29 protein-coding genes and 1 pseudogene are annotated in these 24,670 nt (G+C 63.2%); 16 read left to right on the forward strand and 14 right to left on the reverse strand.

What is annotated here, in order from left to right; all coding sequences use genetic code 11:
* Positions 1-29 precede the first annotated feature (29 nt).
* From LB513_RS19035 to LB513_RS19045, 3 genes are all read right to left on the reverse strand, one after another.
* A complete protein-coding gene (locus LB513_RS19035) occupies positions 30-1,031 on the reverse strand; it encodes an LLM class flavin-dependent oxidoreductase (protein WP_224665052.1) in 1,002 nt (333 codons plus the stop codon).
* A 67-nt stretch (positions 1,032-1,098) separates the two neighbouring features.
* Positions 1,099-2,268 (reverse strand): AI-2E family transporter, encoded by a 1,170-nt coding sequence (locus LB513_RS19040; RefSeq protein ID WP_224665053.1) that lies wholly within the window; start codon positions 2,266-2,268, stop codon positions 1,099-1,101.
* 89 nt (positions 2,269-2,357) lie between these two features.
* Entirely contained in the window at positions 2,358-3,410 is a 1,053-nt protein-coding gene (locus LB513_RS19045; protein ID WP_224665054.1) for an LLM class flavin-dependent oxidoreductase, read from the reverse strand.
* A 219-nt stretch (positions 3,411-3,629) separates the two neighbouring features.
* Here LB513_RS19045 and LB513_RS19050 point away from each other — a divergent pair, with 219 nt between their 5' ends.
* On the forward strand, positions 3,630-4,058 hold the full coding sequence (locus LB513_RS19050; RefSeq protein ID WP_224665055.1) for a DUF6481 family protein: 429 nt from the start codon (positions 3,630-3,632) through the stop codon (positions 4,056-4,058).
* 82 nt (positions 4,059-4,140) lie between these two features.
* On the opposite strand, the gene sugE is transcribed toward LB513_RS19050, so the two are convergent.
* Together sugE and LB513_RS25200 are read right to left on the reverse strand one after the other, a co-directional pair.
* Complete coding sequence (gene sugE / locus LB513_RS19055) at positions 4,141-4,455, reverse strand: quaternary ammonium compound efflux SMR transporter SugE (RefSeq protein WP_224665056.1); 315 nt, start codon at positions 4,453-4,455, stop codon at positions 4,141-4,143.
* Positions 4,456-4,642: 187 nt separating this feature from the next.
* Complete coding sequence (locus tag LB513_RS25200) at positions 4,643-4,768, reverse strand: hypothetical protein (protein ID WP_013528464.1); 126 nt, start codon at positions 4,766-4,768, stop codon at positions 4,643-4,645.
* 211 nt (positions 4,769-4,979) lie between these two features.
* Between LB513_RS25200 and LB513_RS19060 the strand changes: the two genes are divergently transcribed.
* The 3 genes from LB513_RS19060 to LB513_RS19070 all read left to right on the forward strand — a co-directional run bounded on the left by LB513_RS19060 (position 4,980) and on the right by LB513_RS19070 (position 7,338).
* Entirely contained in the window at positions 4,980-5,789 is an 810-nt protein-coding gene (locus LB513_RS19060; RefSeq protein WP_224665057.1) for a transglutaminase-like domain-containing protein, read from the forward strand.
* A 116-nt stretch (positions 5,790-5,905) separates the two neighbouring features.
* Complete coding sequence (locus LB513_RS19065; protein ID WP_224665058.1) at positions 5,906-6,871, forward strand: cation diffusion facilitator family transporter; 966 nt, start codon at positions 5,906-5,908, stop codon at positions 6,869-6,871.
* A 62-nt stretch (positions 6,872-6,933) separates the two neighbouring features.
* Positions 6,934-7,338: a GFA family protein gene (locus LB513_RS19070; RefSeq protein WP_224665059.1), complete on the forward strand. Its 405-nt coding sequence runs from the start codon at positions 6,934-6,936 to the stop codon at positions 7,336-7,338.
* A gap of 14 nt (positions 7,339-7,352) precedes the next feature.
* Here the strand turns inward: LB513_RS19070 and LB513_RS19075 are convergent, their stop codons facing one another.
* Positions 7,353-8,624: a DNA recombination protein RmuC gene (locus LB513_RS19075; protein WP_224665060.1), complete on the reverse strand. Its 1,272-nt coding sequence runs from the start codon at positions 8,622-8,624 to the stop codon at positions 7,353-7,355.
* A 103-nt stretch (positions 8,625-8,727) separates the two neighbouring features.
* Between LB513_RS19075 and def the strand changes: the two genes are divergently transcribed.
* The 6 genes from def (at position 8,728) to truA (ending at position 12,296) form a co-directional block, all read left to right on the forward strand.
* Positions 8,728-9,258, forward strand: a complete 531-nt coding sequence (def, locus tag LB513_RS19080; protein ID WP_224665061.1) for a peptide deformylase — start codon at positions 8,728-8,730, stop codon at positions 9,256-9,258.
* Between the two features lie 101 nt (positions 9,259-9,359).
* Entirely contained in the window at positions 9,360-9,614 is a 255-nt protein-coding gene (locus LB513_RS19085; protein WP_224665062.1) for a plasmid stabilization protein, read from the forward strand.
* Between the two features lie 5 nt (positions 9,615-9,619).
* Complete coding sequence (locus LB513_RS19090; RefSeq protein ID WP_224665063.1) at positions 9,620-10,042, forward strand: type II toxin-antitoxin system VapC family toxin; 423 nt, start codon at positions 9,620-9,622, stop codon at positions 10,040-10,042.
* Between the two features lie 42 nt (positions 10,043-10,084).
* Entirely contained in the window at positions 10,085-11,020 is a 936-nt protein-coding gene (gene fmt, locus LB513_RS19095) for a methionyl-tRNA formyltransferase (RefSeq protein ID WP_224665064.1), read from the forward strand.
* Positions 11,017-11,523, forward strand: a complete 507-nt coding sequence (locus tag LB513_RS19100; protein ID WP_224665065.1) for a GNAT family N-acetyltransferase — start codon at positions 11,017-11,019, stop codon at positions 11,521-11,523. The genes fmt and LB513_RS19100 overlap by 4 nt, the downstream gene beginning before the upstream one ends.
* Before the next feature lie 20 nt (positions 11,524-11,543).
* The gene (gene truA, locus LB513_RS19105) at positions 11,544-12,296 is read left to right on the forward strand and encodes a tRNA pseudouridine(38-40) synthase TruA (RefSeq protein WP_224665066.1); all 753 of its coding nucleotides are present in this window, start codon (positions 11,544-11,546) and stop codon (positions 12,294-12,296) included.
* 57 nt (positions 12,297-12,353) lie between these two features.
* Here the strand turns inward: truA and LB513_RS19110 are convergent, their stop codons facing one another.
* Together LB513_RS19110 and dapE are read right to left on the reverse strand one after the other, a co-directional pair.
* Positions 12,354-12,956 (reverse strand): transporter, encoded by a 603-nt coding sequence (locus tag LB513_RS19110; RefSeq protein ID WP_224665067.1) that lies wholly within the window; start codon positions 12,954-12,956, stop codon positions 12,354-12,356.
* 5 nt (positions 12,957-12,961) lie between these two features.
* Positions 12,962-14,155, reverse strand: coding sequence for a succinyl-diaminopimelate desuccinylase (gene dapE, locus LB513_RS19115; RefSeq protein ID WP_224665068.1), 1,194 nt, complete (start codon positions 14,153-14,155; stop codon positions 12,962-12,964).
* Between the two features lie 123 nt (positions 14,156-14,278).
* On the opposite strand from dapE, the gene LB513_RS19120 reads away from it, so the two are divergent.
* The gene (locus tag LB513_RS19120; protein WP_224665069.1) at positions 14,279-15,310 is read left to right on the forward strand and encodes a 2-dehydropantoate 2-reductase; all 1,032 of its coding nucleotides are present in this window, start codon (positions 14,279-14,281) and stop codon (positions 15,308-15,310) included.
* Here the strand turns inward: LB513_RS19120 and LB513_RS19125 are convergent.
* From LB513_RS19125 to dapD, 4 genes are read right to left on the reverse strand one after another with little or no spacing between them, the layout of a single operon-like run.
* Positions 15,285-15,986, reverse strand: coding sequence for a hypothetical protein (locus LB513_RS19125; protein WP_224665070.1), 702 nt, complete (start codon positions 15,984-15,986; stop codon positions 15,285-15,287). The genes LB513_RS19120 and LB513_RS19125 overlap by 26 nt on opposite strands.
* A gap of 16 nt (positions 15,987-16,002) precedes the next feature.
* Positions 16,003-16,395 (reverse strand): DUF805 domain-containing protein, encoded by a 393-nt coding sequence (locus LB513_RS19130; RefSeq protein WP_224665071.1) that lies wholly within the window; start codon positions 16,393-16,395, stop codon positions 16,003-16,005.
* Positions 16,373-16,525: a hypothetical protein gene (locus LB513_RS19135; protein ID WP_224665072.1), complete on the reverse strand. Its 153-nt coding sequence runs from the start codon at positions 16,523-16,525 to the stop codon at positions 16,373-16,375. Before LB513_RS19135 ends, LB513_RS19130 begins: the two co-directional genes overlap by 23 nt.
* Positions 16,526-16,563: 38 nt before the next feature.
* Entirely contained in the window at positions 16,564-17,418 is an 855-nt protein-coding gene (dapD, locus tag LB513_RS19140) for a 2,3,4,5-tetrahydropyridine-2,6-dicarboxylate N-succinyltransferase (RefSeq protein WP_224665073.1), read from the reverse strand.
* A gap of 175 nt (positions 17,419-17,593) precedes the next feature.
* Between dapD and LB513_RS19145 the strand changes: the two genes are divergently transcribed.
* The gene (locus LB513_RS19145) at positions 17,594-18,439 is read left to right on the forward strand and encodes an LOG family protein (RefSeq protein WP_224665074.1); all 846 of its coding nucleotides are present in this window, start codon (positions 17,594-17,596) and stop codon (positions 18,437-18,439) included.
* A gap of 47 nt (positions 18,440-18,486) precedes the next feature.
* On the opposite strand, the gene LB513_RS19150 is transcribed toward LB513_RS19145, so the two are convergent.
* On the reverse strand, positions 18,487-19,206 hold the full coding sequence (locus tag LB513_RS19150) for a pyrimidine 5'-nucleotidase (RefSeq protein ID WP_224665075.1): 720 nt from the start codon (positions 19,204-19,206) through the stop codon (positions 18,487-18,489).
* Positions 19,207-19,366: 160 nt separating this feature from the next.
* Here LB513_RS19150 and LB513_RS19155 point away from each other — a divergent pair, with 160 nt between their 5' ends.
* The 4 genes and pseudogenes from LB513_RS19155 (at position 19,367) to bchE (ending at position 23,680) form a co-directional block, all read left to right on the forward strand.
* The gene (locus LB513_RS19155) at positions 19,367-20,128 is read left to right on the forward strand and encodes a GGDEF domain-containing protein (RefSeq protein WP_224665076.1); all 762 of its coding nucleotides are present in this window, start codon (positions 19,367-19,369) and stop codon (positions 20,126-20,128) included.
* Between the two features lie 183 nt (positions 20,129-20,311).
* On the forward strand, positions 20,312-20,497 hold the full coding sequence (locus LB513_RS19160; protein WP_224665077.1) for a hypothetical protein: 186 nt from the start codon (positions 20,312-20,314) through the stop codon (positions 20,495-20,497).
* Entirely contained in the window at positions 20,494-21,933 is a 1,440-nt protein-coding gene (locus LB513_RS19165; RefSeq protein ID WP_224665078.1) for a GMC oxidoreductase, read from the forward strand. The genes LB513_RS19160 and LB513_RS19165 overlap by 4 nt, the downstream gene beginning before the upstream one ends.
* 200 nt (positions 21,934-22,133) lie before the next feature.
* A pseudogene (bchE, locus tag LB513_RS19170) lies at positions 22,134-23,680 on the forward strand (magnesium-protoporphyrin IX monomethyl ester anaerobic oxidative cyclase).
* A 16-nt stretch (positions 23,681-23,696) separates the two neighbouring features.
* Here the strand turns inward: bchE and argB are convergent.
* A complete protein-coding gene (argB, locus tag LB513_RS19175; RefSeq protein WP_224665079.1) occupies positions 23,697-24,590 on the reverse strand; it encodes an acetylglutamate kinase in 894 nt (297 codons plus the stop codon).
* Between the last annotated feature and the right edge of the window lie 80 nt (positions 24,591-24,670).

Genomic DNA, 24,670 nt, shown 5'->3' on the forward strand with positions numbered 1-24,670 from the left:
CCTGCGACCTCGGAAAACGGCCCTGCCCTTCAGGCCGCTTGCGATACAGATTTGTGGGCGTCGGCTAGGATCTCGAACGATCGCACGCGGGCCGCATGATCGAACATCTGCGCAGTGACCATCAGCTCGTCGGCGCCCGTGCGGCGCACGAAAGCATCGATGCCTTGCCTGACTGTATCGGGCGAGCCGACGACCGCACAGGACAGCGCCTGGCCCAGCATGCTCTTAGCCATCGGGTCGAGACTGCTTTCATACCCTTCCACAGGAGGCGGCAATTTACCGGGCCTTCCGGTGCGCAGATTGACGAAGGCCTGTTGCAGGGAAGTGAACAACAGCCGCGCCTCGGCGTCGGTCGGGGCCGCGAAAACGTTGAGGCCGAGCATGACATAAGGCTTGTCGAGCTGCTCCGACGGCTGGAAGCGTGAGCGGTAGATGTCCAACGCGTGGTCGAGCTCGGCCGGGGCAAAATGCGAAGCGAATGCGTAGGGCAGGCCCAGCATGGCAGCGAGTTGAGCGCCGTAGAGGCTGGAGCCCAGGATCCAGACCGGGACCTTCTGGCCCTCGCCTGGCACCGCGTGCACGCGCTGGCCCGGCTCGGCCGGCTGGAAGTAACCCATCAGTTCTATGACATCCTGCGGGAAATTGTCGGCGCCGGCATCGAGGTTGCGGCGCAGGGCGCGCGCGGTGCCCATGTCGGTGCCGGGCGCGCGGCCGAGGCCGAGATCGATGCGGCCGGGATGCAGGGCTGCCAGCGTGCCGAACTGCTCGGCAATGACCAGCGGCGAATGGTTGGGAAGCATGATGCCGCCGGCGCCGACGCGTATCGTTCTGGTGCCGCCGGCGACATGGGCAATGACGACGGCGGTTGCCGCGCTGGCTATGCCTGGCATGTTGTGATGTTCGGCCAGCCAAAAGCGCTTGTAGCCCAACCGTTCGGCGTGACGGGCAAGGTCGAGCGAGTTGGCGAGCGACTGCGATTCATCACTGCCTTCGACGATGGGCGACAGATCGAGAACGGAGAGAGCGGTCATGGCGGGCATCCTGTGTAAGACCGCATGTAGGAAGCGTCCGTCGGCGCCGCAAATTCAAAAAAATTGATCAGCCACTCGTGGATGGCGCGTCGTCGTCGACCTCGTCCTCCACCGTCGTGGTCTGCTGGGCGGCGAGGAAATTGCCGACATGGCTAAGGCCGTCAAAATGGTCGCAGAACACTTTTATGACGACCAGCAACGGCACCGCCATAAGCGCGCCGACGAAGCCCCAGAGCCACGACCAGAAGGCGATGGCGATGAAAATCGCCACGGCGTTGATCTCGAGGCGCCGGCCGACCACCATGGGCGTCACGAACTGACCCTCGATGATGTCGCATAACAGCACGAACGCAGGCGCCAGGAGCGCGTAGGTGATCGTGTCGAAGCTGATCAGGGCTATGACCGCGACAAGCACCAGGGTTATCAGAGCGCCGACATAGGGCAGAAAGTTGAGCATTGCCGCGGCGGCACCCCAGACCAGGGGATTTGGCATGCCAAGGGCCCAGAGGCCGAGGCCGATCACCGTGCCCAACCCCGTATTGATGATGGCGACGGTGAGCAGATAGTGCGAGATCTCGCGCTCCACATCATAGACGACACGCAGGGCCCGCTTCTTTTGCGAGAGGCTGGCAAAGGACTGGATGATCTTCTCGTAGAAGAGCGTCCCCGAGGCCAGCAGGAACAGCGACAGCACGAAGACGATGGTAATGCTGGTGCCCGCCTCGAGGAGATTTCCAGCGGCCGTCGACAGGATCCCGGAGGGGGCGACGGCGACTTTCTGCACGCCGGGCTCCTGCGCCGTCTCGGTGAGTGCTTCGACCTGATGCGAGAGGTCCATGATCCGGGCGAGCGGCCGCTTGAACTGCGCCAGCCGCTCGGTGAGTTGCTGGCCGATCGACGTCGTGTTGTTCATGAGGTCGATGATCGGGCCGCTCAGCAGATAGCCGGCGGTGGCGAAGATGAAAATCGACAGCAAAACCAGCATTGTCGCCGAGACAAACTCGGGAATGCCGCGCTTGCGCAGGAAACGCACAATCGGGGTGAGCGTGAGCGTGAGCAGGAAAGCGAGGATGACGGGCATGAAAAAGGCGCGCCCGAAATAAAGCGCGCCTGTCGCCAGGAAAATGAAGATGCCGACCAGCATGGAGCGCATCAGGCGGATGTCGGCCCATGAAGCGGCGCGCTCATCCGGGCTCTCGACAACACTGGCGCCCGAGGCGACCGGTTCGGCTTTCATCTCTTGCCCCCACGCACCACCAACGGGGCGAATCCTCCCAAACGTGCGAGGGCCTACCAAGGTTCCAGCGGATCAGCTGGGCGCGGTCGTCATGCAGCAGCCACTGGCGCGATCATAGCGGTTTCCTTGCGTACGATCGGCGCCACCCTGGTGCCATACAGTTCGATCGCCTTCATGATCTTGGCATGCGGCATGGTGCCGATCGCCATTTGCAGAAGGAAACGGTCGTTGCGGAAGATCCTGTGATGGGCAACGATCTTTTCCGCGACCTGTTCGGGATTGCCGACGAACAACGCGCCAGTCGGGCCGCGCGACTGATCGAAATGCGCCCTCGAAGTCGGGCCCCAGCCGCGTTCGCGGCCGATGCGGTTCATTACCTCGGCCTGCGGACCGTAGAAATCATCGGCCGCCTGCTCGGTCGTTTCGGCAATGAAGCCGTGCACGTTGATGCTGGTGGCGAGGCTAGCCTGGTCGCTGCCGGCACGTTTGGCAGCCTCGCGATAGACGTCGACCAGCGGCGCGAAGCGCGCCGGCTCGCCGCCGATGATGGCCAACGCCAAGGGCAGCCCAAGCGCACCGGCGCGGGCGGCCGATTGCGGCGTGCCGCCAATGGCGATCCAGACCGGTAGCTTGTCCTGGAAGGGGCGCGGATAGATGCCGCGATCGTTGATCGACGCACGCAGATTGCCGGACCAGGTGACCTTCACGCTGTCGCGAACGGCCAGCAAAAGGTCGAGTTTTTCTGCAAACAACTCGTCATAATCGTCGAGATTATAGCCAAACAGCGGGAAGGATTCGATGAATGAACCGCGCCCGGCCATGATCTCGGCGCGTCCGCCCGACAGAAGGTCCAGCGTGGCGAACTGCTGAAAGACGCGCACCGGATCGTCGGAGGACAAGACGGTGACGGCGCTGGTCAGCTTGATGCGCTTGGAGCGCTCGGCCGCCGCGGCCAGGGCGACTACGGGTGCCGACGCGGCATAGTCCGGCCGATGATGCTCGCCCAGCCCGAAGACGTCGAGGCCGACCTGGTCGGCCAGTTCGACCTCCTCGATCAGGTTTCGCAGCCGCTGATGCGGGCTGATTGCGCCTGGGCCCGGTTGCGGGCTGACGTCGGCGAAAGTGTAGAGACCGAGTTCCATTCGAGTGTCATCCTGATGTCGGTTTTTCGGGCTAGAGGTAACGACCGGCTCGCCTTGCCGCCAGAGGCGGATGGGTGAACAGTGCATATCGGTTCGATCGAAAAGGCGTCTCCCGGCAGCAACAGCCAACAAATTCATGGCTGCCATCCCGTTTTGGCGCTTGAACTCTCGGTTTTCGCGCGTATGTAAGCGTCGCGAATTGACTTCAGGGAAGTGGACTTGGCTATTTACAGGGAAAAAGACGTGTTCGAGCGGCGCAATGCCGCGAACGAGGCAAAGAAGGCGCTTCTGGAGCGCTTCAAGGCAAAGCCTGCGGCGGACGATCCGGCGGTACTTGCACGGCAGGCCGAACGCAAGGCGATCCTCGAGGCCCGCGAGATCCGCGAGGCCGAGAAGGCAAGGTTGAAGCAGGAAAAGCTGGCACGCGAGGCGGTCGAGAAGGCCGAGCGCGAAGCAGCGGCCGAAGCGGCACGCCTTGCCGCTGAAGAAGCAGCGCTGGCTGAAGCGAAGCTCAGGGAAGCCGACGAGAACGAGCGTATCGCCCGTCTGCTCGCCGACGAAGCTGAACGCAAGGCCAAGCGCGATGCGCGCTACGCGGCCCGCAAGCAGCGCACCGGCAGGACGCCTCCGGGTTTCTCCGCCCGCTAAGGCCTTCCGTTCTAGCCATCTGTTTCAAATCAGGGTCGCCTCGCAGCGGCCCTGAAGGCGTTTGCCTTGACCAAAACCTGGCTCAGGCCGCGAACTTCAGACCCATGATGCCGCAGACGATGAGCGCGATGCAGCCGAGCCTTGCCGCAGTGGCTGGTTCACCGAGCAGCCAGATACCGAGCAGCGCCGTGCCGACCGTGCCGATGCCGGTCCAGACCGCGTAGGCGGTACCGACGGGCAAGGTCTTCAGCGCCAGCCCGAGCAAAGCCAGGCTGGCGATCATCGAGGCAATGGTCACCAAGGTGGGCACCGGCTTCGAGAACCCATCGGTGTATTTGAGGCCGATTGCCCAGCCGATTTCGAACAGGCCGGCAAAAAAGAGCAAGATCCATGACATCGGGAGCGCTCCGTGCGAGCATCGGAACGATGCTCGGTTTTGGGATGGCGGGTCGTCCCGGCCTGATTTTGGGAGTGCGAGGTCGTCCCCGCCAAGGCACTATGGGATTTCGCGTGCCCGATCAACAACGGCCGGCAACATGCGAATGTTGCCGCCCATCATCCTGTTCAAAAAGGATTTGACGGACTCACTTGTCCTTGAGTTTCATCGCCTTCACCGGCGGCGCCTTCAGGGCCGGGGCGGGGGCGGGCTTCTTGGCATCCTTCTTCGGCTTGCGGGCTTCCTTGCCTGCCTTCATCGCGCCTTTAGCCATGATTCGTTTCTCCGATTGCGGGAGGCGAATTGAAACAAGAGAACAGCCGGACCGCAAGGGGTTCGCGCGCCAACCACTCGTCGGCCAGGCGCTTTCAACCGGTTTCTAATTTGCTCGTAAACCATTCCGGTCCATGCCATTATTGTCTTCGCACTGCAGCATCGGCCCGGCTTTCGCCGCGTGATGAAACGGCAGCACGGTCAGGACGAAGATGCGAATTCATATCGGCTGCGAGATGAGCTTCGACTTTCGTCAGGAAACGCCACTCATCGCGATGCTGAATGTCCACTATTCCCGCGCCTCCGATCTCGAGCGGCCGGACTTTCTGACCTCCGACCCCCCGGTCCCCATCGAAAGCTATCGCGACAGTTTCGGCAATTGGTGCAACAGGTTGGTCGCCCCGTCCGGACGTTTCACCCTGGGCACTGACGCGGTCATCCGCGATCCCGGCACCTTCGAGATGGCCGATTTGATGGCCTGGCAGCACGAGGTGCGCGACTTGCCGTCGGAGACTTTGCTGTTCCTGCTGCCAAGCCGGTTTTGCGAGAGCGACCTCTTGGCTGACGAAGCCTGGCGGTTGTTTGGCCATATGCCGCTCGGCATTGCGCGCGTCCAGGCGGTCTGCGATTTCGTCAACAATCATATCGTCTTCAGCTACGGCAATGCGCGGCCGACGCGCACCGCGGCGGAAGCCTATCGCGAACAGAGCGGCGTGTGCCGCGACTTCGCGCATCTCGCCGTCACCTTTTGCCGGGCCCTCAACATCCCGACACGCTACTGCACCGGTTATATCAGCGACATCGGCATGCCAAAGCCGTGGTCGAGCATGGATTTCGCGGCTTGGATGGAGGTCTATCTCGGCGGCCGCTGGCACGTTTTCGATCCGCGCAACAATTCGCCGCGCATCGGCCGCATCCTGATCGCTTCCGGCCGCGATGCCGCCGACGTTCCGCTCACCCACACGTTCGGACCAAGCACGCTTGAAAGCTTCAAGGTGTGGACCGACGAGATCGTGGAGTAGCAGCCCCACCGCGCCGCGGACGCATCGAGCGTTGAACGACCCATTGCTTCGCGCGTTGTGGTGGAGCTCGGCCCGTGTGGCCGCTAGATTGCTTGCATTGAACGGGGACTAGAACCATGGCCGGGCATGGCGGCTCGAAAAGGGTCATCTACGCAGCGCTCGCCGGCAACCTTGCCATCGCGCTGACCAAATTCGGCGCCGCCGCGTTCACCGGCAGTTCGGCGATGTTGTCGGAAGGCGTGCATTCGCTGGTCGACACCGGCAATGGCGGACTGCTGCTCTACGGCATGCATCGCGCCGCTCGCCCGGCCGACCTTACGCATCCGTTCGGCCACGGCCGCGAACTCTATTTCTGGAGCTTCATCGTCGCCCTGCTGGTCTTCGCGCTGGGGGCGGGTGTGTCATTCTATGAAGGGGTCGTCCACATGATGGCGCCGGAACCGGTCGCCAACGTCAAGGTCAATTACATCGTGCTTGGCCTGTCCTTCCTGTTCGAGGGCAGCTCATGGCTGGTCGCGCTGAAGGAGTTCCGCCAGCAGAAGGGCAAGCAAGGCTGGCTGCGGGCCGTACGATCGAGCAAGGATCCGAGCGTCTACACCGTGCTGTTCGAGGACAGCGCCGCGCTTTTAGGCCTAATCATCGCCTTCGCCGGCATTCTCGCGGCGGAACTGTTGGAGATGCCGGAACTCGATGGCGCCGCCTCGATCGGCATTGGAGTGGTCCTCGGCGCGACGGCCATCTTCCTGGCGCGCGAGAGCAAGGGCCTGCTGATCGGCGAGCCGGCAGCGCCCGCGGTGGAGAGACAGGTGCTGGCGATCGTGCAGAAGGATCCGGCGGTGCAGAAGGCGAACGGCGTTCTGACCGTCCATATGGGGCCGACAGAGATCGTGGCCGGATTGAGCATCGAGTTCGAGGATCATCTGACGGCGCCGGAGATCGAAGCCTGCGTGGAACGGCTGGAGGCGCAGCTGAAACAGGAGATGCCGGAGATCACGCGGCTGTTCGTCAAGCCACAGACCACCGGCACTTGGCAGAAGCGGCGAAAACTGATCGAAGCCGCCTCCGATCCTGTCCTGGACTAGCGCCACGCCATTGCCTGACTATTTTGGCCCGCTAGGTTAGAGACAATCCCGGAGGAACGAAGATGAAGATCGACGGCGGGTGCCATTGCGGCGCCATCACCTACGAGGCGGAGGTCGATCCGGAAAGGACGACCGTCTGCCACTGCACGGACTGCCAGCAACTGACCGGCACCGCCTTTCGCGTGACGGTTCCGGCACCCGAAAGCAGCTACCGCATCACCAAGGGCGCGCCGAAAGTCTACATCAAGACCGTGGCGAGCGGCGCCAAGCGCGAGCAGGCCTTCTGCGCCGACTGCGGTTCACACATTTACGCCACGTCGGTCGGAGATGGCCCGAAGGTCTATGGCATTCGCGTTGGGACCGCACGGCAACGTCAGGAGTTGATCCCGACACAGCAGAAATGGCATCGTTCAGCGCTGCACTGGCTGCCGGAATTCCAGGGCATGACCACCTTGGAAGAGCAATAGCGCCGGGCGGCGTCTCAATCGTCGCCTTCGACGACCCTCAGCCTGAGCTGGCCGGTCTTGGAGTCGGCAGCCCGCGGGCCTGCATCGACCTTTGCGGCGGGAGTGCGTGGCGCGACGTCCGCGGCGGCATCGGCCTCGGTCTGAACGCCGAACTCCAGCGCCTCGATCTTCTGGCCGCGCTTGGTCACCTTCGAGGTCGAGACAAGGATGTCATCGATGTCCTTGGCCGATTGGCCGAAATGGACCTGCAATTTGCGCACGCGTTCATCGACACGGGCGACGTCCTCCATCAGGCGGATGACCTCGCCCTGGATCAGATGCGCCTGTTCGCGCATGCGGGCGTCCTTGAGTATGGCCTGGATGACCTGGATCGACAGCATCAGCAGCGAGGGCGAGACGATGACGATGCGGGCGCGGTGCGCCTTGTGGACGATCGCCTCGAAATTCTCGTGGATCTCGGCGAACACCGATTCAGACGGCACGAACATGAAGGCGGTGTCCTGCGTCTCGCCCTGGATCAGGTATTTTTCCGATATGTCTCGGACGTGGATCTCGATGTCGCGACGGAAAGCCTGCGCAGCGGATTTCTGAAGGTCGGCACCATCGGCGGCGCGGATGGCATTCCAAGCCTCGAGCGGGAACTTGGCATCGATGGCCAGCGACGGCGCGCCGTTCGGCATCTTGACCAGGCAGTCCGGGCGGCTGCCGTTCGACAGCGTCGCCTGGAATTCGTAGGCGCCATGCGGCAGCCCATCGGCGACGATCGCCTCCATGCGCGATTGGCCAAAAGCGCCGCGCGTCTGCTTGTTGGAAAGAATCGCCTGCAATTGCACGACCTGGCCGGCGAGGGATTGGATATTGCCCTGGGCGACATCGATGATCGCCAGCCGCTCCTGCAATTTGGCCAGGCTCTCATGGGTAGAACGGGTCTGCTCGGTCATGGTCTGGCCCAGGCGGCCGGTCATCGCGTCGAGCCGCTGGCCGATCGATTGCGTAAGCTCCGCCTGCCGTGCGCCGAAGACTTCGGCGATGGCTCCCATGCGGCCTTGCATCTCCGATTGGGCTTGCAGGATGCCGGCCATGCGCGCCTCGGCATCTCGCGCATGGTCCGCGGCTTCGGCGGCAGCGATGGCGCGCGCCTTGGCCGACCGCCACAATGCTATGACTAGCGCCGTGAAGAGGCCCAGAAAAAGCATGGCGCCGAAGGCCAGCGCATGGCCAAGCGTGACCGTGGAGGCGCCAAGCCGCGCGATGGGCTCCGAAAGGATCGATGTCAGGTCGTTCATGTGGACAGCATAGACGATTCGCGCCGCCGGCACAGATCAAAACGGGAACGAGATCCCTCCCCAGCGGTTGACGCTTTTCGCTGGACGTCTTACGTGGGACGCCATGCCGATCAAGCCGCTCATCATCCTTCCCGACCCCATCCTGCGCCAGGTTTCCAAGCCGGCGGAACGTGTCGACGCGCCCTTGCGCAAGCTTGCCGACGACATGCTGGCAACCATGTATGACGCGCCCGGCATCGGACTGGCGGCGATCCAGATCGGCGAACCCGTGCGCATGCTGGTGATCGACCTCGCCAAGGAGGACGAGACCCCGGCGCCGCATGTGTTCATCAACCCTGAGATCCTGGAGAGCGCCGATGCGCGCTCGGTCTACGAGGAAGGTTGCCTGTCCATCCCTGACTATTACGCAGAGGTCGAGCGCCCCGCCTCTGTGCGGGTCAAGTATCTCGACCGCGACGGCAAGCTGCAGGAGATGGAGGCCGAAGGGCTGATGGCGACATGCCTGCAGCACGAGATCGACCATCTCAACGGCGTGCTGTTCATCGACCATATCTCGAAGCTGAAGCGCGACATGGTGGTGAAAAAGTTCAAGAAGCTGGCCAAGGACAAGGCTCCGGGCAAGCTGGTGGGATAGGTGCTTTTTGCGGATCAATGGCCCGTAAGCCCACCAGCAAGTCTTCGATTGGATCTTTCGATCGACAGTGATATCATTGATATCAAGTTGATGAGGTGCCAATGGGTGACATGCTTATTCGCAGGATCGATCCTGAATTGAAACGGCGTCTGGAGGAAAGTGCTCGCCTCAACAGGCGAAGCCTTTCCGAGGAGGCAGTCGTTTTGATGCAAAAGGGTTTTGCGGCGCAGCGAACAGGAAAAGCGGGAGACCTTCTCTGCTCGCTCGTTGGCGACGATGGTTTTACCGATGACGAAATCCAGGAGATCATGAAGTCGCGAGGCGAAGCTGACCGTGGGCCGCCCGACTTCGGTTGATCACAATGATCATACTGGACACCAACGTCATTTCGGAGGTGCTTTCGCGGCACCGAAACCAAAACGTCATCGACTGGTTGAACGGTCAGGAAATGGCGGCCCTCTTTCTCTCCACTAACGTTTTCGCGGAGCTCTATTTCGGAGCCTACCTCATTCAGGATGCCTTACGGCGGGACGGTCTTCTCCAAAGCATCTCCAGGATCAGAGGCGAGTTTTCTGGTCGAACCCTGGTTTTCGGAGATATGGCTGCGGAACAGTATGGCCGCATCACCGCGGCAAGACGACTGGCTGGAATACCCGTCGAGACTAAAGACGCGATGATCGCCGCGATCTGCCTTGCACACGGCGCGACGCTTGCCACGCGCAATGTCCGCGATTTCGATGGCCTTGACCTGAAGCTCATAAACCCGTTTGAAGCGAAAGCCTGAGCCGGCTCACGGCCGAGGCGGAAGACGGGACATCGAACGACAATGCCGCTTCGCGTCATATTCATGGGCACGCCGGACTTTTCCGTGCCGACGCTGCGCGCGATCGCACAGGCCGGGCATGACATCGCCGCGGTCTACACGCAGCCGCCACGCGCGGCTGGCCGGCGCGGCCTTGAACTGACGCCGTCGCCGGTGCAGCGCGAGGCGGAACGGCTGGGCGTCGAGGTCCGGACACCCACGTCGCTCAAGGGCGAGGCCGAGCAGCAGGCATTCCGAGCCTTGCAGGCCGACATCGCCGTGGTCGTGGCCTACGGTCTACTGTTGCCGAAAGCGATTCTGGATGCGCCGAGGCTCGGCTGCATCAACGGCCATGCATCGCTGCTGCCGCGCTGGCGTGGAGCGGCACCGATCCAGCGTGCCATCATGGCGGGCGACAGCGAGACCGGCATGATGGTGATGCGCATGGAGGAAGGTCTCGACACCGGCCCGGTGGGTGTGGTGGAAAAATGCGCCATCGACCCGGATATGACGGCCGGCGATCTGCACGATCGGTTGATGGGCCTCGGCGCTGCCCTGATGCTGGAAGCTCTGGCGCGGCTGCAAGCCAATAGCCTGAAATTTACCAAGCAAAGGGTGGACGGGGTGACTTATGCCCGCAAGATCGATAAATCCGAGACGCGCGTGGACTGGACCCGGCCGGCGACCGAAGTCCACAACACCATACGCGGCCTGTCGCCCTTTCCAGGCGCCTGGTCCGAGCTTATCCTTGGCGGCCGCCCGGAACGGCTGAAACTGCTCCGTTCGACGCTATCGGACGGCGCTGGCGAACCGGGCGGATTTCTCGACGACCGGTTGACGGTCGCCTGTGGTTCGGGCGCGATCAGGCTGATCGAAGTTCAAAGGGCGGGCGGAAGGCCCGCTCTCGCATCGGAATTCCTGCGCGGGACCAGAATCGAAAAAGGAATGGCGTTTTCATGAGCATGATGTCGATACGCGCGGCGACGCCGCGGGATCGCGAGGCCATCCGCCTCGTCGAGGAACACGCTTTCGGCCAGCAGGCGGAGGCCGGGCTGGTCGACGCTCTGGTCACGGGCGGCGATGCCGTTGCCGAACTGGTGGCGGAAGAGGAAGGCCAGGTCGTCGGCCACATCCTGTTCTCGCGCCTGTTCGTCCAGGGCAAAGGCGGGAAGTTCGCCGCCGTTGCATTGGCGCCGTTGGCGGTGGAGCCCTCGTTTCATGGCAGTGGCATTGGCGGGGCGCTGATCCGCGAGGCGCATATTCGCCTCAGGGACGCAGGCGAGACCTTGTCCGTGGTTCTGGGCGATCCCGCTTATTACGGGCGTTTCGGCTACACCCACGCGCGAGCCGAGAAGTTCGAGAGCGGACACCAGGGCGCGTCCCTGCAGGCGCTGGCTTGGGGCGACGCGCCCGAATCCGGCAGGCTGATCTACGCCTCGGCTTTCGCCGCGCTCCCGGCCTGAGCGGCGGAAGCCCGGCTGACATGCCGCGTTTCCGTCTCGACATCGAGTATGATGGCGGTCTCTACGCCGGCTGGCAGCGTCAGGCAGGCCAGCCTTCCGTGCAGCAGGCGATCGAGCAGGCGATCGGAAAATTCTGTGGCGAACAGGTATCGCTGCGCGGCGCCGGCCGCACGGACGCCGGCGTCCACGCCACCGCCCAGGTGGCACATGTCGATCTCGCCAAGGCTTGGCCAAGTGACAAGGTGCGCGACGCCATCAACGCGCATCTGCAGATCGCCGGCGACCGCATCGCGGTGCTGAGGGCGACAGCGGTGCCGGAGGCATTCGACGCGCGCTTCTCGGCCACCGGCCGGCATTACATCTATCGCATCGTCAACCGCCGCGCCCCGGCGGCTCTCGACAAAGGCAAGGTGTGGTGGGTGCCCAAAAGGCTCGACGCCGACGCCATGCACGAGGCGGCGAAAGTCCTGCTCGGACGGCATGATTTCACCACGTTCCGCTCGACCCAATGCCAGGCCAACAGCCCGGTCAGGACATTGGAGCGGATCGATGTGAGCCGGGAGGGCGACGTGGTAGAGGTGAAGGCTTCCGCGCGCTCCTTCCTGCACAACCAGGTGCGCTCGATGGTCGGCTCGCTCAAGCGTGTCGGCGAAGGGGGCTGGACCACGGCCGACCTGAAAGCGGCGCTCGATGCTCGGGACCGGGCCGCCTGCGGCCAGGTCGCCCCGCCGGATGGGCTTTTTCTCGTTGGCGTCGATTATCCCGAAAGTTAGACTTTCGTTTCTCACGCAATTCCAAAGGAAGCGCCGCGCACGCTTCCTGAAATTGCTTTAGGTCCCGGCCGTCGGCCCGGAGATACCGAGTATAGCCGCCAGGCCGAAAAGGACGACGAATGACGCAATGAGCATGCCGGCGAAAACAGCGGCGCCAACCGCCACGCCCTTGCCGATCACGGCGATGGTCATGCGCCAGATCAGCACAAGGGACAGCGCAAACAGAGACAGGTAAACCAGGTCGAAGAATTGGTTGGGTGGCGGCAATATGAGTTGGATCAGCGCCGACGGCAGCATGATCCATGCCGTGATCGCCGACGCCCAGTTGCTGGCAACGACGTAATGGACGAACCGGTCGCCTATTCCGATGCGCGGGGCTACCAGGACGAGGGCGAAAAGCGGCAGCATCCACGACCCAAGATCCACGGTGGCCAGACGTATCAACATGCCAAAGCGCCCGGCAAAAGCAGTGGGATCGCCGATCTGGTTTGCCGTGCCGACCCAGCCGACGATCAGCGCCGGCGCCGCGACGACCACAGCGAAAAAGGAATTCCAGAACCCGTCGGCCGAGAGGTCCAGCAGGCGCAGCCCATCGACCTTGCCCAGCATCAATCGCCAGGCGCCGGTCAGGGAGGCTTGGGTCTCTTCCGCCGAAAGCATGCTGCTCAGCCCCGTTCGAACCAGTCTTCGATGAAACGCTGGTAGATTTGCGTCAGCGTTTCCAAGTCGGCAAGGGCAACGCGCTCGTCGACCATATGCATGGTCTTGCCGACCAGCCCGAACTCGACCACCGGACAATAGTCCTTGATGAAGCGCGCATCCGATGTGCCGCCCGAGGTCGACAGGGCGGGCTGCCTGCCGACGACGGCCTTGACGGAACCGCTCAGCGTTTCGATCAGCCTGTCGTCGCGGGTGAGGAAGACATGGCTCGGACGGTCTCGCCAGGCGAGATCATAATCGACCGGCGTGTCCTTGCCCGGCCGATATTTCTTGCGGCCGGCAGCCTGGTCCAGCCGGTTGTGGATTTCCGCCTGCACGGTTTCCGCCGTCCAGGTGTCGTTGAAACGAATGTTGAAGAGCGCGGTCGCCTTGGCCGGGATGACATTGGTCGCCGGATTGCCGACGTCGATGGATGTGACCTCCAGGTTCGTCGGCTGGAAGTCCTTCGTCCCGTTGTCGAAGACGGGATGCAGCAAGGCGTCGAGCAGGCTGATCAGCCCGCGCACCGGATTGTCGGCCAGCTGTGGATAGGCGGCGTGGCCCTGGCGGCCATTGACGGTGATTGCGCCGGACAGCGAGCCGCGCCGACCGATCTTGATCATGTCGCCGAGAGCGTCCGGATTGGTCGGCTCGCCGACGATCGAGGCATCCCATTTTTCGCCCCGGGAAGCCGCCCAGTCGAGCAGCTTGACAGTGCCGTTGATGGCAGGGCCCTCCTCGTCGCCGGTGATCAGCAGCGAGACCGAGCCCTTGGGGCCGCCATGTGACTCGACATGGCGCGCGACGGCCGCGACGAAACAGGCAATGCCGCCCTTCATGTCGACGGCGCCGCGGCCATACATCTCGCCATTGGCAATCTCGGCGGCGAAGGGCGGATGCGTCCAGGCGGTCTCGTCGCCGACCGGCACGACGTCCGTATGGCCCGCGAACATCAGGTGCGGGCCGTTGCCGGAACGACGCGCGTAGAGGTTCTCGATATCGGACGTCCCGTCATCGGAAAAGATCGGTCGATCGACCACAAAGCCGAGAGGCTTCAGCATGGTTTCCAGCGCGCTCAGCGCACCGCCTTCGGCTGGCGTCACCGAGGCACATTGGATAAGGGCGGCGAGGTTGGCGGCGGGGTCTGTCGGCAGCGTCATGGCAAAAGCGATAGTCGAAAGCGCATGGCCTGTCACGACCAGACATGGGGGTCGGCGCAATGGCCGACCATCTGCCGACATTATGGTTTTCATGTCGTATAATCGCGCGGACGGAGCGAGCGAATGGCGGACGCGGACAGGACGATTGTCATTGCTGGCGCGGGAAGCGTCGGATGCTATGCCGGCGGATGCCTGATGCTCGCCGGGCGGAGGGTGATCCTGCTGGCAAGGCTGCGCATCGAGGCGGCGTTGCGGGGCGGAATGCTGGTTACCGACCTGGACGGCCGCGGCCGCTCGATCCCACCAGACGCAATCAGCATCACCACCGATCCGGCGACCGCCTTGCGCGAGGCGGACGTGATCCTGGTGACGGTCAAGAGCGGCGCGACCCAAGACATGGCCGCTCTGATCGGGGCTCATGCCCGGCCCGGCGCCGCGGTAGTCAGCCTGCAGAACGGCGTCGACAATGCCGACAGGCTGCGCGGGGATCTGCCCGGGCGAACAGTTCTGGCCGGGATGGTGCCGTTCAATGTCGTGCAGTCGGGCGGCGGCGTGGTACCGCTGCGCGTCCATCGCGCGAGCGGCGGCATGGCGATGATAGAAGCCGGCGACGCCGGCCTAGTCGGCCTTCTTAATGTCACCGGGTTTGCCGTTGAAGCCCATGCCGACATCAAGGCAGTGCTGTGGGGCAAGCTCTTGATGAATTTGAACAACGCGCTGGTGGCGCTGGCGGATCTGCCGCTGGCATCGGAACTTGCAGATCGTCGCTGGCGATTGATCCTGGCCAGCCAGATCGACGAAGCGTTGACCGCAATGAAGGCATCCGGCATCGAGCCGGCGCGGGTCGCCGGCTTGCGGCCGGCGCTGTTGCCGACCGTGCTCAGGCTGCCGGATTGGCTGTTCAGGCTGCTGGCGCGGCGCATGCTGGCGATAGACCCTCAGGCGCGCTCATCGATGTGGGACGATCTGCATCACCGCCGGCCGACCGAGATCGGCGACCTGCAGGGCGCCATCCTGCGGCTGGCCCAGAAAACGGGGACGCCAACGCCCATCATCCGGCGCGTGACGGCGCTGGTCGATCGGGCTGAGTCCGACAAGCGCGGCGCGCCTGGCCTCACCCCGGATGCCGTCAGCGGCGACCCTCGATCAGGGTGATCTTCTGCCAGATCTTGCGCGACAGGTTGGAGCTTAGATTCTCAATGTCGTTGACGCCGTCGATGACCACGTCGTCATTGACCGATTGCGCAAACAGGGCGGCGACCTTACCGGTGATCGACAGCATTTCGGAGCAATAGTCGAGATAGCGCGCCAGATCGGCGGGATCGGTGATGCGTTCCGGCGAATGGGCCGTCGGCTTGAAGTCGGTCGACAGCGCGGCGGGATCCTTGGTCAGCTGATGCATGTCGATGACATGGATCAGCGAGCGGAGGCCGTGCAACTGGCGAAAGACCTTCTTGCGCTTGATGCGTTCCTCGGTGCGTATCAAAGCCAGGAAGCCGAGCACGGCCAGGATGATGGTGTTGATGGACGCCTCGATGCCCTGCACCGATTGCACAGCGTCGGGGACGCCGGAAAGGCGGTCGAGCGGCAGGATGGTGCCGACGAACACAAACACCAGCACACCGGCAATGAAAGCCGCGACAATGAGGCCGCGCAGCCACAGGATCGGCTCTTCCAGCGCCTTTGCCGCCGTTGCCAGGTCGCGCGACAGCGAGACCAGCTCGGCGGCAACGCCGCGCAAGCCTGATTGAGGGAAACGGTCGGCGATGCGTTCTTCCAGCCGTTCGGCGGTTGCGACGATCAGTTTCGGATCAAGCGTTCGGTAGCGCATGGTGTCCGACCAATCGTCAGGGCTGGGCCGGCTCGTTGGTGCGCCGGCCGTAACGGTTTGGCCCGGGTTGACCCGGAAACAGGCAAAGCACGACAAAAGCGATGATCGAGACGACCGGTACGAACAGGATCAGCGCAGCAATGCCGGGCTTATCGAGATCGTGCAGCCGCTTTACCGCCAGCACGATGTTCGACCATAGCGAGGCGATGAAGGCGATGAAGAAGATGAACGACCACATATTGCTCTCCGCCGAGCCTTCCGGCACCAGCGTGAAACGATAGAGCGGAAAGGCCTGGATGATGGCGACCAGCAAGCCGCCGAGAAAATAGGCCGCGCGGCTGACTCGACCCGAGGTCTTGAAGAAAAGCCAGGTGAGATTCGATCTATCAGGCGAGCGGGTCTGGTCCATATTGCTTGGCACCTCCGGCGCTTGCGTTGGTCGTGCATTCGGCCTGCGCCAGCATGCGAACGATGATCGGATAGATCATGCCGAGGGCCGCCGGTCCACGCCCCTGGTCGTCAAGGCCAGCGCGGCCCATTGCCGCCCCTTTCAACGCACTGGCGATTGCGGCAAGACTCAATCGCGCAGCAATTCGTTGATCGACGTCTTGGAGCGTGTCTTGGCGTCGACGCGCTTGACGATGACGGCGCAATAGAGATTAGGGCCGGGCGCGCCATTGGGCAGCGGCTTGCCCGGCAAGGAACCGGCGACGACGACCGAATTGGGCGGCACCTCGCCATAGAAGACCTCGCCGGTGGCACGGTCGACGATCTTGGTCGACTGGCCGATGAAGACGCCCATGCCGAGCACCGAGCCCTCGCGCACGATGCAGCCCTCGACCACTTCGGAGCGCGCGCCGATGAAGCAATTGTCCTCGATGACGGTTGGACCGGCCTGCATCGGCTCCAGCACGCCGCCGATGCCGACGCCGCCCGATAGATGCACGTTCTTGCCGATCTGCGCGCATGAGCCGACCGACGCCCATGTGTCGACCATGGTGCCCGTGTCGACATAGGCGCCGACATTGACGAAGGACGGCATCAGCACGACGCCCGGTGCGACATAGGCAGAGCGACGCACGATCGACGAGGGCACGGCACGGAAGCCGGCCTTTTCGAAATCGACCGCGCCCCAGCCGTCGAACTTCGAGGCCACCTTGTCCCACCAGACCGCCTCGCCGGGGCCGCCCTTGATGATTTCCATCGGGTTGAGACGGAACGACAGCAGCACCGCCTTCTTCAGCCATTGGTTTACGTGCCACTTGCCGTCGGCCTGGCGCTCGGCGACGCGGGCATTGCCCCGGTCGAGCAGGTCGAGCGCCGACAGGATGGCGTCGCGCGTTTCGCCGCGCGTCGCCGTCGAAATCGTATCGCGTTCCTCGAAGGCCTTCTCGATGGTCTTTTCGAGGCTCGCGAGATCGGGCTTCGACATGAATTCGCTCCATTACCAAGCTGTTAAGGGGCTGCGCCCTAACTTGTTTTGAAAGTCGCGCGGACCCCTGGCAGGCCATGCCTTTCGCGGACCCTGCTTATGTTAAGGCTCAATGGGGGTCAATCGCGGGTGCGTCACGGGACGGCGCAAGTGAAAGAATTGGACGGATGAACATATGACTCCCATGGAAAAGGCGGGGTGGACTCCGCTGCCGCATTCGGACGAGGACCTTGAGCGGTCGAAGAGCGTGCCGGATACGCCGCAGACGCGTGCCGAGACCTACCGGCTGGCCTGGAACGATCCCGATTTCATGACGCGGCGCGAATTGCGTGCCGTCCGCCTGCAACTCGAATTGCTGAAGCCGGAGATGATCCTCGCCGAGCGCGGCATCCGGTCGACGGTGATCCTGTTCGGCGGCGCACGCCTGCCTGAACCCGGCGGCGAGGCCTGGGCTGCAAAGAACGACACGCAGAAGAAGAACCTCGAGGAAAACAGCAAATATTACGACGAGGCGCGCAAATTCGCGCGCCTGTGCTCGCGGCAGTCCGCGGCATCGTACTATCGCGAATATGTGGTGGTCACTGGTGGCGGGCCTGGCGTGATGGAAGCAGGCAACCGCGGCGCCGACGATGTCGGCGCGCCGTCCATCGGCCTCAACATCGTGCTGCCGCATGAGCAGGCGCCGAACATCTATGTGACGCCGGAGCTCTGCTTCAACTTCCACTATTTCGCCATCCGCAAAATGCATTTCGTCATGCGCGCCAAGGCGGTGGCGGTGTTTCCGGGCGGCTTCGGCACGATGGACGAGTTCTTCGAAACGCTGACCCTGATCCAAACCGGGCGCATGGAACGCGTGCCGGTGATCCTGTTTGGCAAGTCTTTCTGGAAACGGGCGATCGATCTCGACTTCCTCGCCGAGCAGGGCACGATCAGCCCTGGCGACCAGCACATTATCGATTTCGTCGACACCGCCGACGAGGCCTGGGGTATTATCAGCCGGTTCTACAAACTGGGGGAGTAGGGCGGGGAACCGGGAATTGAAGAATTGGACCGCAATTCCTCAATTCCTCATTTCTCCAATTCCTCCACCCCCTCCACGATCGCCGTCAGGAACCCCGCAAGATCGTCGGTGACGAAATCGACGTCGTCTTCCTGCGCCGGATCGCGCTCCCATATCTCCGAGAAAGTCGGCTCAAAATTGCGCGGCACGATGAGCACCGTGGTCATGCCGAGCGCCTTCGGCACCGACAGGTTGCGCGCAAGATCCTCGAACATCACTGCATTGGAGCCGGTGACTGCGTGGAGTTCGGCGAATTTCTCGTAGGTCTGGCGCGCCGGCTTAGGATTGAGCCCGGCGGCGACGATGTCGAAGATATCGTCGAAATGATCGAGGATGCCGAGTTGGCGCGCCGTGCGTTCGGCATGCTTGCGGTCGCCATTGGTGAAGATGAACTTGCGGCCCGGAAGCTGGCGGATGGCGGTGCCCAGAACCGGATCGGGCACCAGCCACGAATAGTCGATGTCATGCACCTTTTCGAGGAAATCGTCCGGATCGATGCCGTGGCGGGCCATCAGCCCGTTCAGCGTCGTGCCGTATTCGCGATAAAGCTCCTTCTGCAGCTTACGCGCGTCGTCGCGCGGCAGCGCCAGCAGCTCCCCGACATAGGCGGTCATCTTGACGTCGATCTGCGAGAACAAGTTCGAATGGTGCGGATAGAGCGTATTGTCGAGGTCGAAAACCCAGTCGGTGACGTGGGCGAAGCGGGCCGGATCAGGGAGTGTCGTCATGTCATCCTTATGGCATGAAAAGGCAGATCCGGACGAGAAGTTTATCCACAAGCCAACCGGGTCCAGACCGGTTGAAATGGTTCGGCGATTCAAATTTTAGGCATCTTGGAAAGGTGTCCTTCAGGGCTTGCTGGCACAGAAGCGGTCCATGGAGCACGCGATGAATAGCATATTCCTGAAATCCGCTGCCGTCGCTTTCGCCTCCGTCGCCGCCTCCCTCCTGCTGACGCTGATCGTCGTCCCGGCGATGGGATTTCCGGTCAGCCGCACGATCTGGCTGAGTTCGACGGTTTGTCCTCTGGTCCTCGCATGGGTCGCCAGCGCAAGCACCTTCTGGCAAAGCGACCGGTTGAAGAGCGCGCATCGCGAGCTTGCCCGCGCCCATGCACAACTCGCCGCGGCGCATCGCCGCCTGCAGGAAAAGGCGAGCCGAGACGACATGACCGGCATGCTCAACCGAGAGAGCTTCTTCGCCGCGCTCGATGGCTCGCGGCGCAAGTCGGATCGCGGTGCGCTGTTGATCATCGACGCGGATCATTTCAAGAGGATCAACGACAGTTTCGGCCATTTGACGGGCGACGAGGCGCTGCTGCTGATCGCCAGCGCGATCGAGCGCGGCGTGCGGGGCGGCGACATCCTTGGCCGCATAGGCGGCGAGGAGTTCGCCGCGTATCTGATCGGCGCCACCGAACAGGAGGCCAAGCGCGTTGCCGAGCGCATCCGCCGCGAAGTCGAGCTCATTCGCTTCCGGCCCGTCGATGAACGAACCATCCCGCTCACCGTCAGCATCGGCGGCACTCTGTGCGGCGAGGATGCCCATGTGTCGGACTTGATGCGAGCCGCCGACCGGCGTCTCTACCAGGCCAAGCATCGGGGCCGGAACCTGACAATCCTAGACGCCGACATACAAGCGGCAGCATGACAGGGCCGCCCGACACGCAAGGCTGTTAAGAAATTTCTAACCCTGTTTGTATCCAGACGGCCTGCCACCCAGCTTTTCACCGCTTTGTAGCCATGGCTGGCACGATATTAGCTTCAACGATGAAGCGTGTGCCGTTGAGGGATGGCAACACGGATCGAAGCCCGTACCCCCGCGAGACACGTCATGAGTTCCTTCATCAAGAAAATGCACCGCCGCACGATCGTGCAGGCGCTGATCGCGCTGCCTGCCCTGTCGCTGTTTCGCGCGCTGCCGCATCCGAGCGCCTCCTCAAGCGATCGTCCCGATGCCGATCCGCACGAAATCGTCGAGGTCAGTGGCTGGATCCTGAAGCGGAGCGACCTGGCGTGATCTTCGACAACTACGAGGCGTTTCGTGCCGCCAATTTCATAGCCAAGGTCTGCATCCTGGGCTCCGGCCCCGCCGGAACCACCGTTGCCCGCAAGCTCGGCGCCGCCGGCATCCCGGTCGTGGTGCTGGAAGCCGGTTCGCGGGAATTCAGCGATGAGTCGCAGGACTTCTATCGCGGCACCACGGTAGGCGATTTCTATTTCGATCTCGACATCACCCGGCTGCGTTACATGGGCGGCAGCTCGAACCACTGGGCGGGCTGGTGCCGCGTGCTCGACAAGCTGGACTTCGAGCCGAAGGCCTGGGCTCCCGATACCGGATGGCCGATCAGCCGCGCCGATATCGAGCCCTATCTGCCTGAGGTCCATGACATCCTCGAACTTCCCGGCTTCCGGCCCGATGTGCCGATCTCGGACGACATCCGCTGGATCCAGCTGATCAAGAGCCCAGCGGTGCGCTTCGCCGAGAAATTCGCCGATGAGCTCGACAAGAGCAGGAACATCGCGGTGGTGCTGAACACCTACGCCACCGAACTGACCGGCGACGGCAAGAAGGTGACCGGCGCCAGGCTGTGGTCCAACGGCCAGGATGCCGGCCTGTTCAGCGCGGATTACTTCATCGTCTGCACCGGCGGGCTGGAGAATTCGCGGCTGCTCTTGTGGTCGAACCAGCGCTCGAACGGCGGCGTCGTGCCTAATGCGGCGGCACTGGGGCGCTATTGGATGGAGCATCCGACCTTCGAGGGCGGCAATGCGATCCTGGCCGACTATGGCGAGTTCGAGGTCGATGCCGTCAACGAGGCCTTCTTCTCGCCTTCGCTCGCCGCAATGGAGCGCCTGCAGATCATGAATTTCGGCATCAGGCTGATCGAAATGCCCTATGCCGGCATCAAGAGGGTCATCGCCGACCTCGCCTGCACGGCGCCGGACATGGCAGAATGGGCGGCTTATCAGCTCAGCCAGAACCTGCGCTGCGCGGCGCAGCTGTATGTCGCCTGGGAACAGGCGCCCCTGGCGTCAAACCAGATCGTGCTATCGAAAACCGATGTCGACCATGCCGGCGTGCCGCGCATCGAGCTGCACTGGAAGAAATCGGAATTGGAGCGGCGCACGCTTCGTGAAGGGCTCAAGCTATTCGGCACGACGCTTGCGCAAAAGGACCTCGGCCGGGTACGCATCGCCGACTGGATCACCGATAGCGGGGATTTTCCGACCGACGAGGAGACGGCCGGGCACCACCACATGGGCGGCACGCGCATGGGCACCGATGTCACCAGGAGCGTGGTGGATGCCAACTGCAAGGTGCACGGCATGGACAATCTTTACGTCGGCGGCTCCTCGGTATTCTGCACCTCCGGCGAATGCAACCCGACCACCACGATAACCGCACTCGCCTGCCGGCTGGGCGAGCATCTGAGCAAGGTGGTTGCGGCCTAGGATGGGATCGAGATGACGATGCGTGAATCGCGAGAGACGGAACGATCACGCGGGCGTCGGCGGCCGAAGCGATTCCAGATCTTCATCGGCGGAGATTTGCCGACATCTGCGCAATAGCTGCACGGAAATTGCTGAACCGAGCCCCATTGCAAGCCTGGATGGCGGCCTAGGACGAGCGGACCATCATCGAAGGGTCCGTCATGAGAATCGTCCTGATCAATCCGCCACACACCGCCGTCGGCAGCCGCGTGCCGGATGACCATCTGCCGCCACTTGGCCTGCTGGCGATCGGTGGGCCGTTGATCGACGCCGGTCATGAACTTCGGCTCGTCGACGCCGAATTCGGGCCGATGCCGCTGGATCGGCTGGTCCGCGAGGCGCTGGAGGATCACCCAGACTTCGTCCTGATCGGACATTCCGGCTCGACCTCGGCGCACCCGACCGCCTTGCTGATCGCCGGGATGATCAAGCAGCGCGAACCGGCCACGACCGTCATCTATGGCGGCGTCTTTCCGACCTATCATTGGCGCGACATACTCGCGGCTACCGATGTCTTCGACTTCATCGTGCGCGGCGAGGGCGAGGCGACCGTGGTGGCGCTGGTCGAGGCGCTGGAGATGCGCCAGCCGCCGGCGAGCGTGGCCGGCATCGCCTTTCGCGACGAATTGCGCCGACCCTTCGCCACGCAGGCGGCCATGACGATTGCCGATCTCGACGCTTACCGCGTCGGCTGGGAGCTGATCGACACGAGGCGCTACAGCTATTGGGGCGGCAAGCGCGCCGTGGTCATGCAGTTCTCGCGCGGCTGTCCGCATTTGTGCAACTATTGCGGTCAGCGCGGCTTCTGGACCCGCTGGCGGCATCGTGATCCCAGGAAGTTCGCCAAGGAGATCGCCTGGCTGCACCGCGAACACGGCGTCGAGCTGGTCAACCTCGCCGACGAGAACCCGACGGTTTCGAGGAAGGCGTGGCGCGCCTTTCTCGACGCCCTGATCGCCGAGAACGTGCCGGTGCTGATTGTCGGCTCGACGCGTGCCGACGACATCGTGCGCGATGCCGACATCCTCCCCCTCTACCGCAAGGCCGGCGTCATCCGCTGGCTGCTCGGCATGGAAAACACCGACGAGCAGACGCTTCAATTGATCCGCAAGGGCGGCAGCACCTCATCCGACCGCGAGGCGATCAGGCTGCTGCGCCAGCACGGCATCCTGTCGATGGCGACCTGGGTGGCCGGATTCGAGGATGAAGGGTTTCGCGACCTGTGGCGCGGCTTTCGCCAACTCATCGCCTACGATCCCGACCAGATCCAGGCACTTTATGTGACGCCGCATCGCTGGACGCCGTTCTTCCGGATCGCCAAGGACCGCAAGGTCATCCAGCGGGCGCGCGGCTTTGGGACTACAAACACCAGGTGCTGCACATGACCCGGCTGAAGCCGTGGATGCTGTTCTTCAGCGTCAAGCTGATCGAACTCGCCGTGCAGTCGCGGCCAAAGGCACTGGCCCGCATACTGTTCCACAAGGATCGCGAGCAGCGTCATTCCATGCGCTGGTACACGCAAATGGGCCGCCGCGTCTGGTTTCGCGAGGTCTGGGGATTTCTGATGCGCGACGTCAGGGTGCAGGACGGCCCGACGCTTGCCGAGTTCTGGGGCGCGCCGCAGGACGCCGAGGAGGCATCGATGGTCTTTGCGCGGCGGGCGTCAAAACCCGCTGCACCTGCGCTCGAGATTGGGCGCAACTCGTGACGGTGCCAGCCGCCGCTCAGGGCACGATCAGCGTGCCGGCGCCATGTTCGGTGAACAGTTCGAGCAGCACCGCGTGCGGCGTCTTGCCGTTGAGGATGACGACGCCTTCGACGCCGCGCTCGATCGCCTCGATGCAGGTCTCGACCTTGGGGATCATGCCGCCCGAAACGGTGCCGTCCTTGATCAGCGCCTTGGCCTCCGCCACCGTCAATTGGTCGATCAGCTTCATGTCCTTGTCGAGCACGCCGGGCACGTCGGTGAGGAACAGGAGGCGCGTCGCCTGGCAGGCGCCGGCAATAGCGCCGGCGAAGGTGTCGGCATTGATGTTGTAGGTGTGGCCGTCACGGCCGGGCGCCACCGGCGCCAGCACCGGGATCATCTCGGACCGCGCCAGGAGGTCGAGCAAGGTGCGGTCGACTTCTACCGGCTCGCCGACAAAACCGAGATCCAGCACGCGCTCGATGCTGGAGTCCGGATCGATCACGGTCTTGCGCGCCTTTTCGGCAAAGACCATGTTGCCGTCCTTGCCGCACAAGCCGATTGCCCATTCGCCCTCGGCATTGATCAGCGCCACGATCTCCTTGTTGATCGAGCCGGCCAGTACCATCTCGACGATCTCGACCGTCTTCTGGTCGGTGACGCGCAGCCCGCCCTCGAATTTGGATTCGATGCCCATCTTGGCCAGCATCGCACCAATCTGCGGCCCGCCACCATGGACGACGATCGGGTTGACGCCGGATTGCTTCAACAGCGCGATGTCGCGCGCAAAGGCCTTGCCGAGTTCGATATTGCCCATGGCGTGACCGCCATATTTCACCACGACCGTCTTGTGCTCGTAACGCTGCATGTAGGGCAGCGCCCGCGACAGCAGGGCGGCCTGCATTTCGGCGGTGGCGGTGATCTCCGACATCGGCGTGGTTCCCTGGATATGGGTGAGAGACGGCGGCGTCTTAGCGGGAATTGGAGCGGGGGGCAAATGGCATTGCTGTC

The sequence above is a fragment of the Mesorhizobium sp. ES1-1 genome, from assembly GCF_020164785.1.
GTDB lineage: Bacteria > Pseudomonadota > Alphaproteobacteria > Rhizobiales > Rhizobiaceae > Mesorhizobium.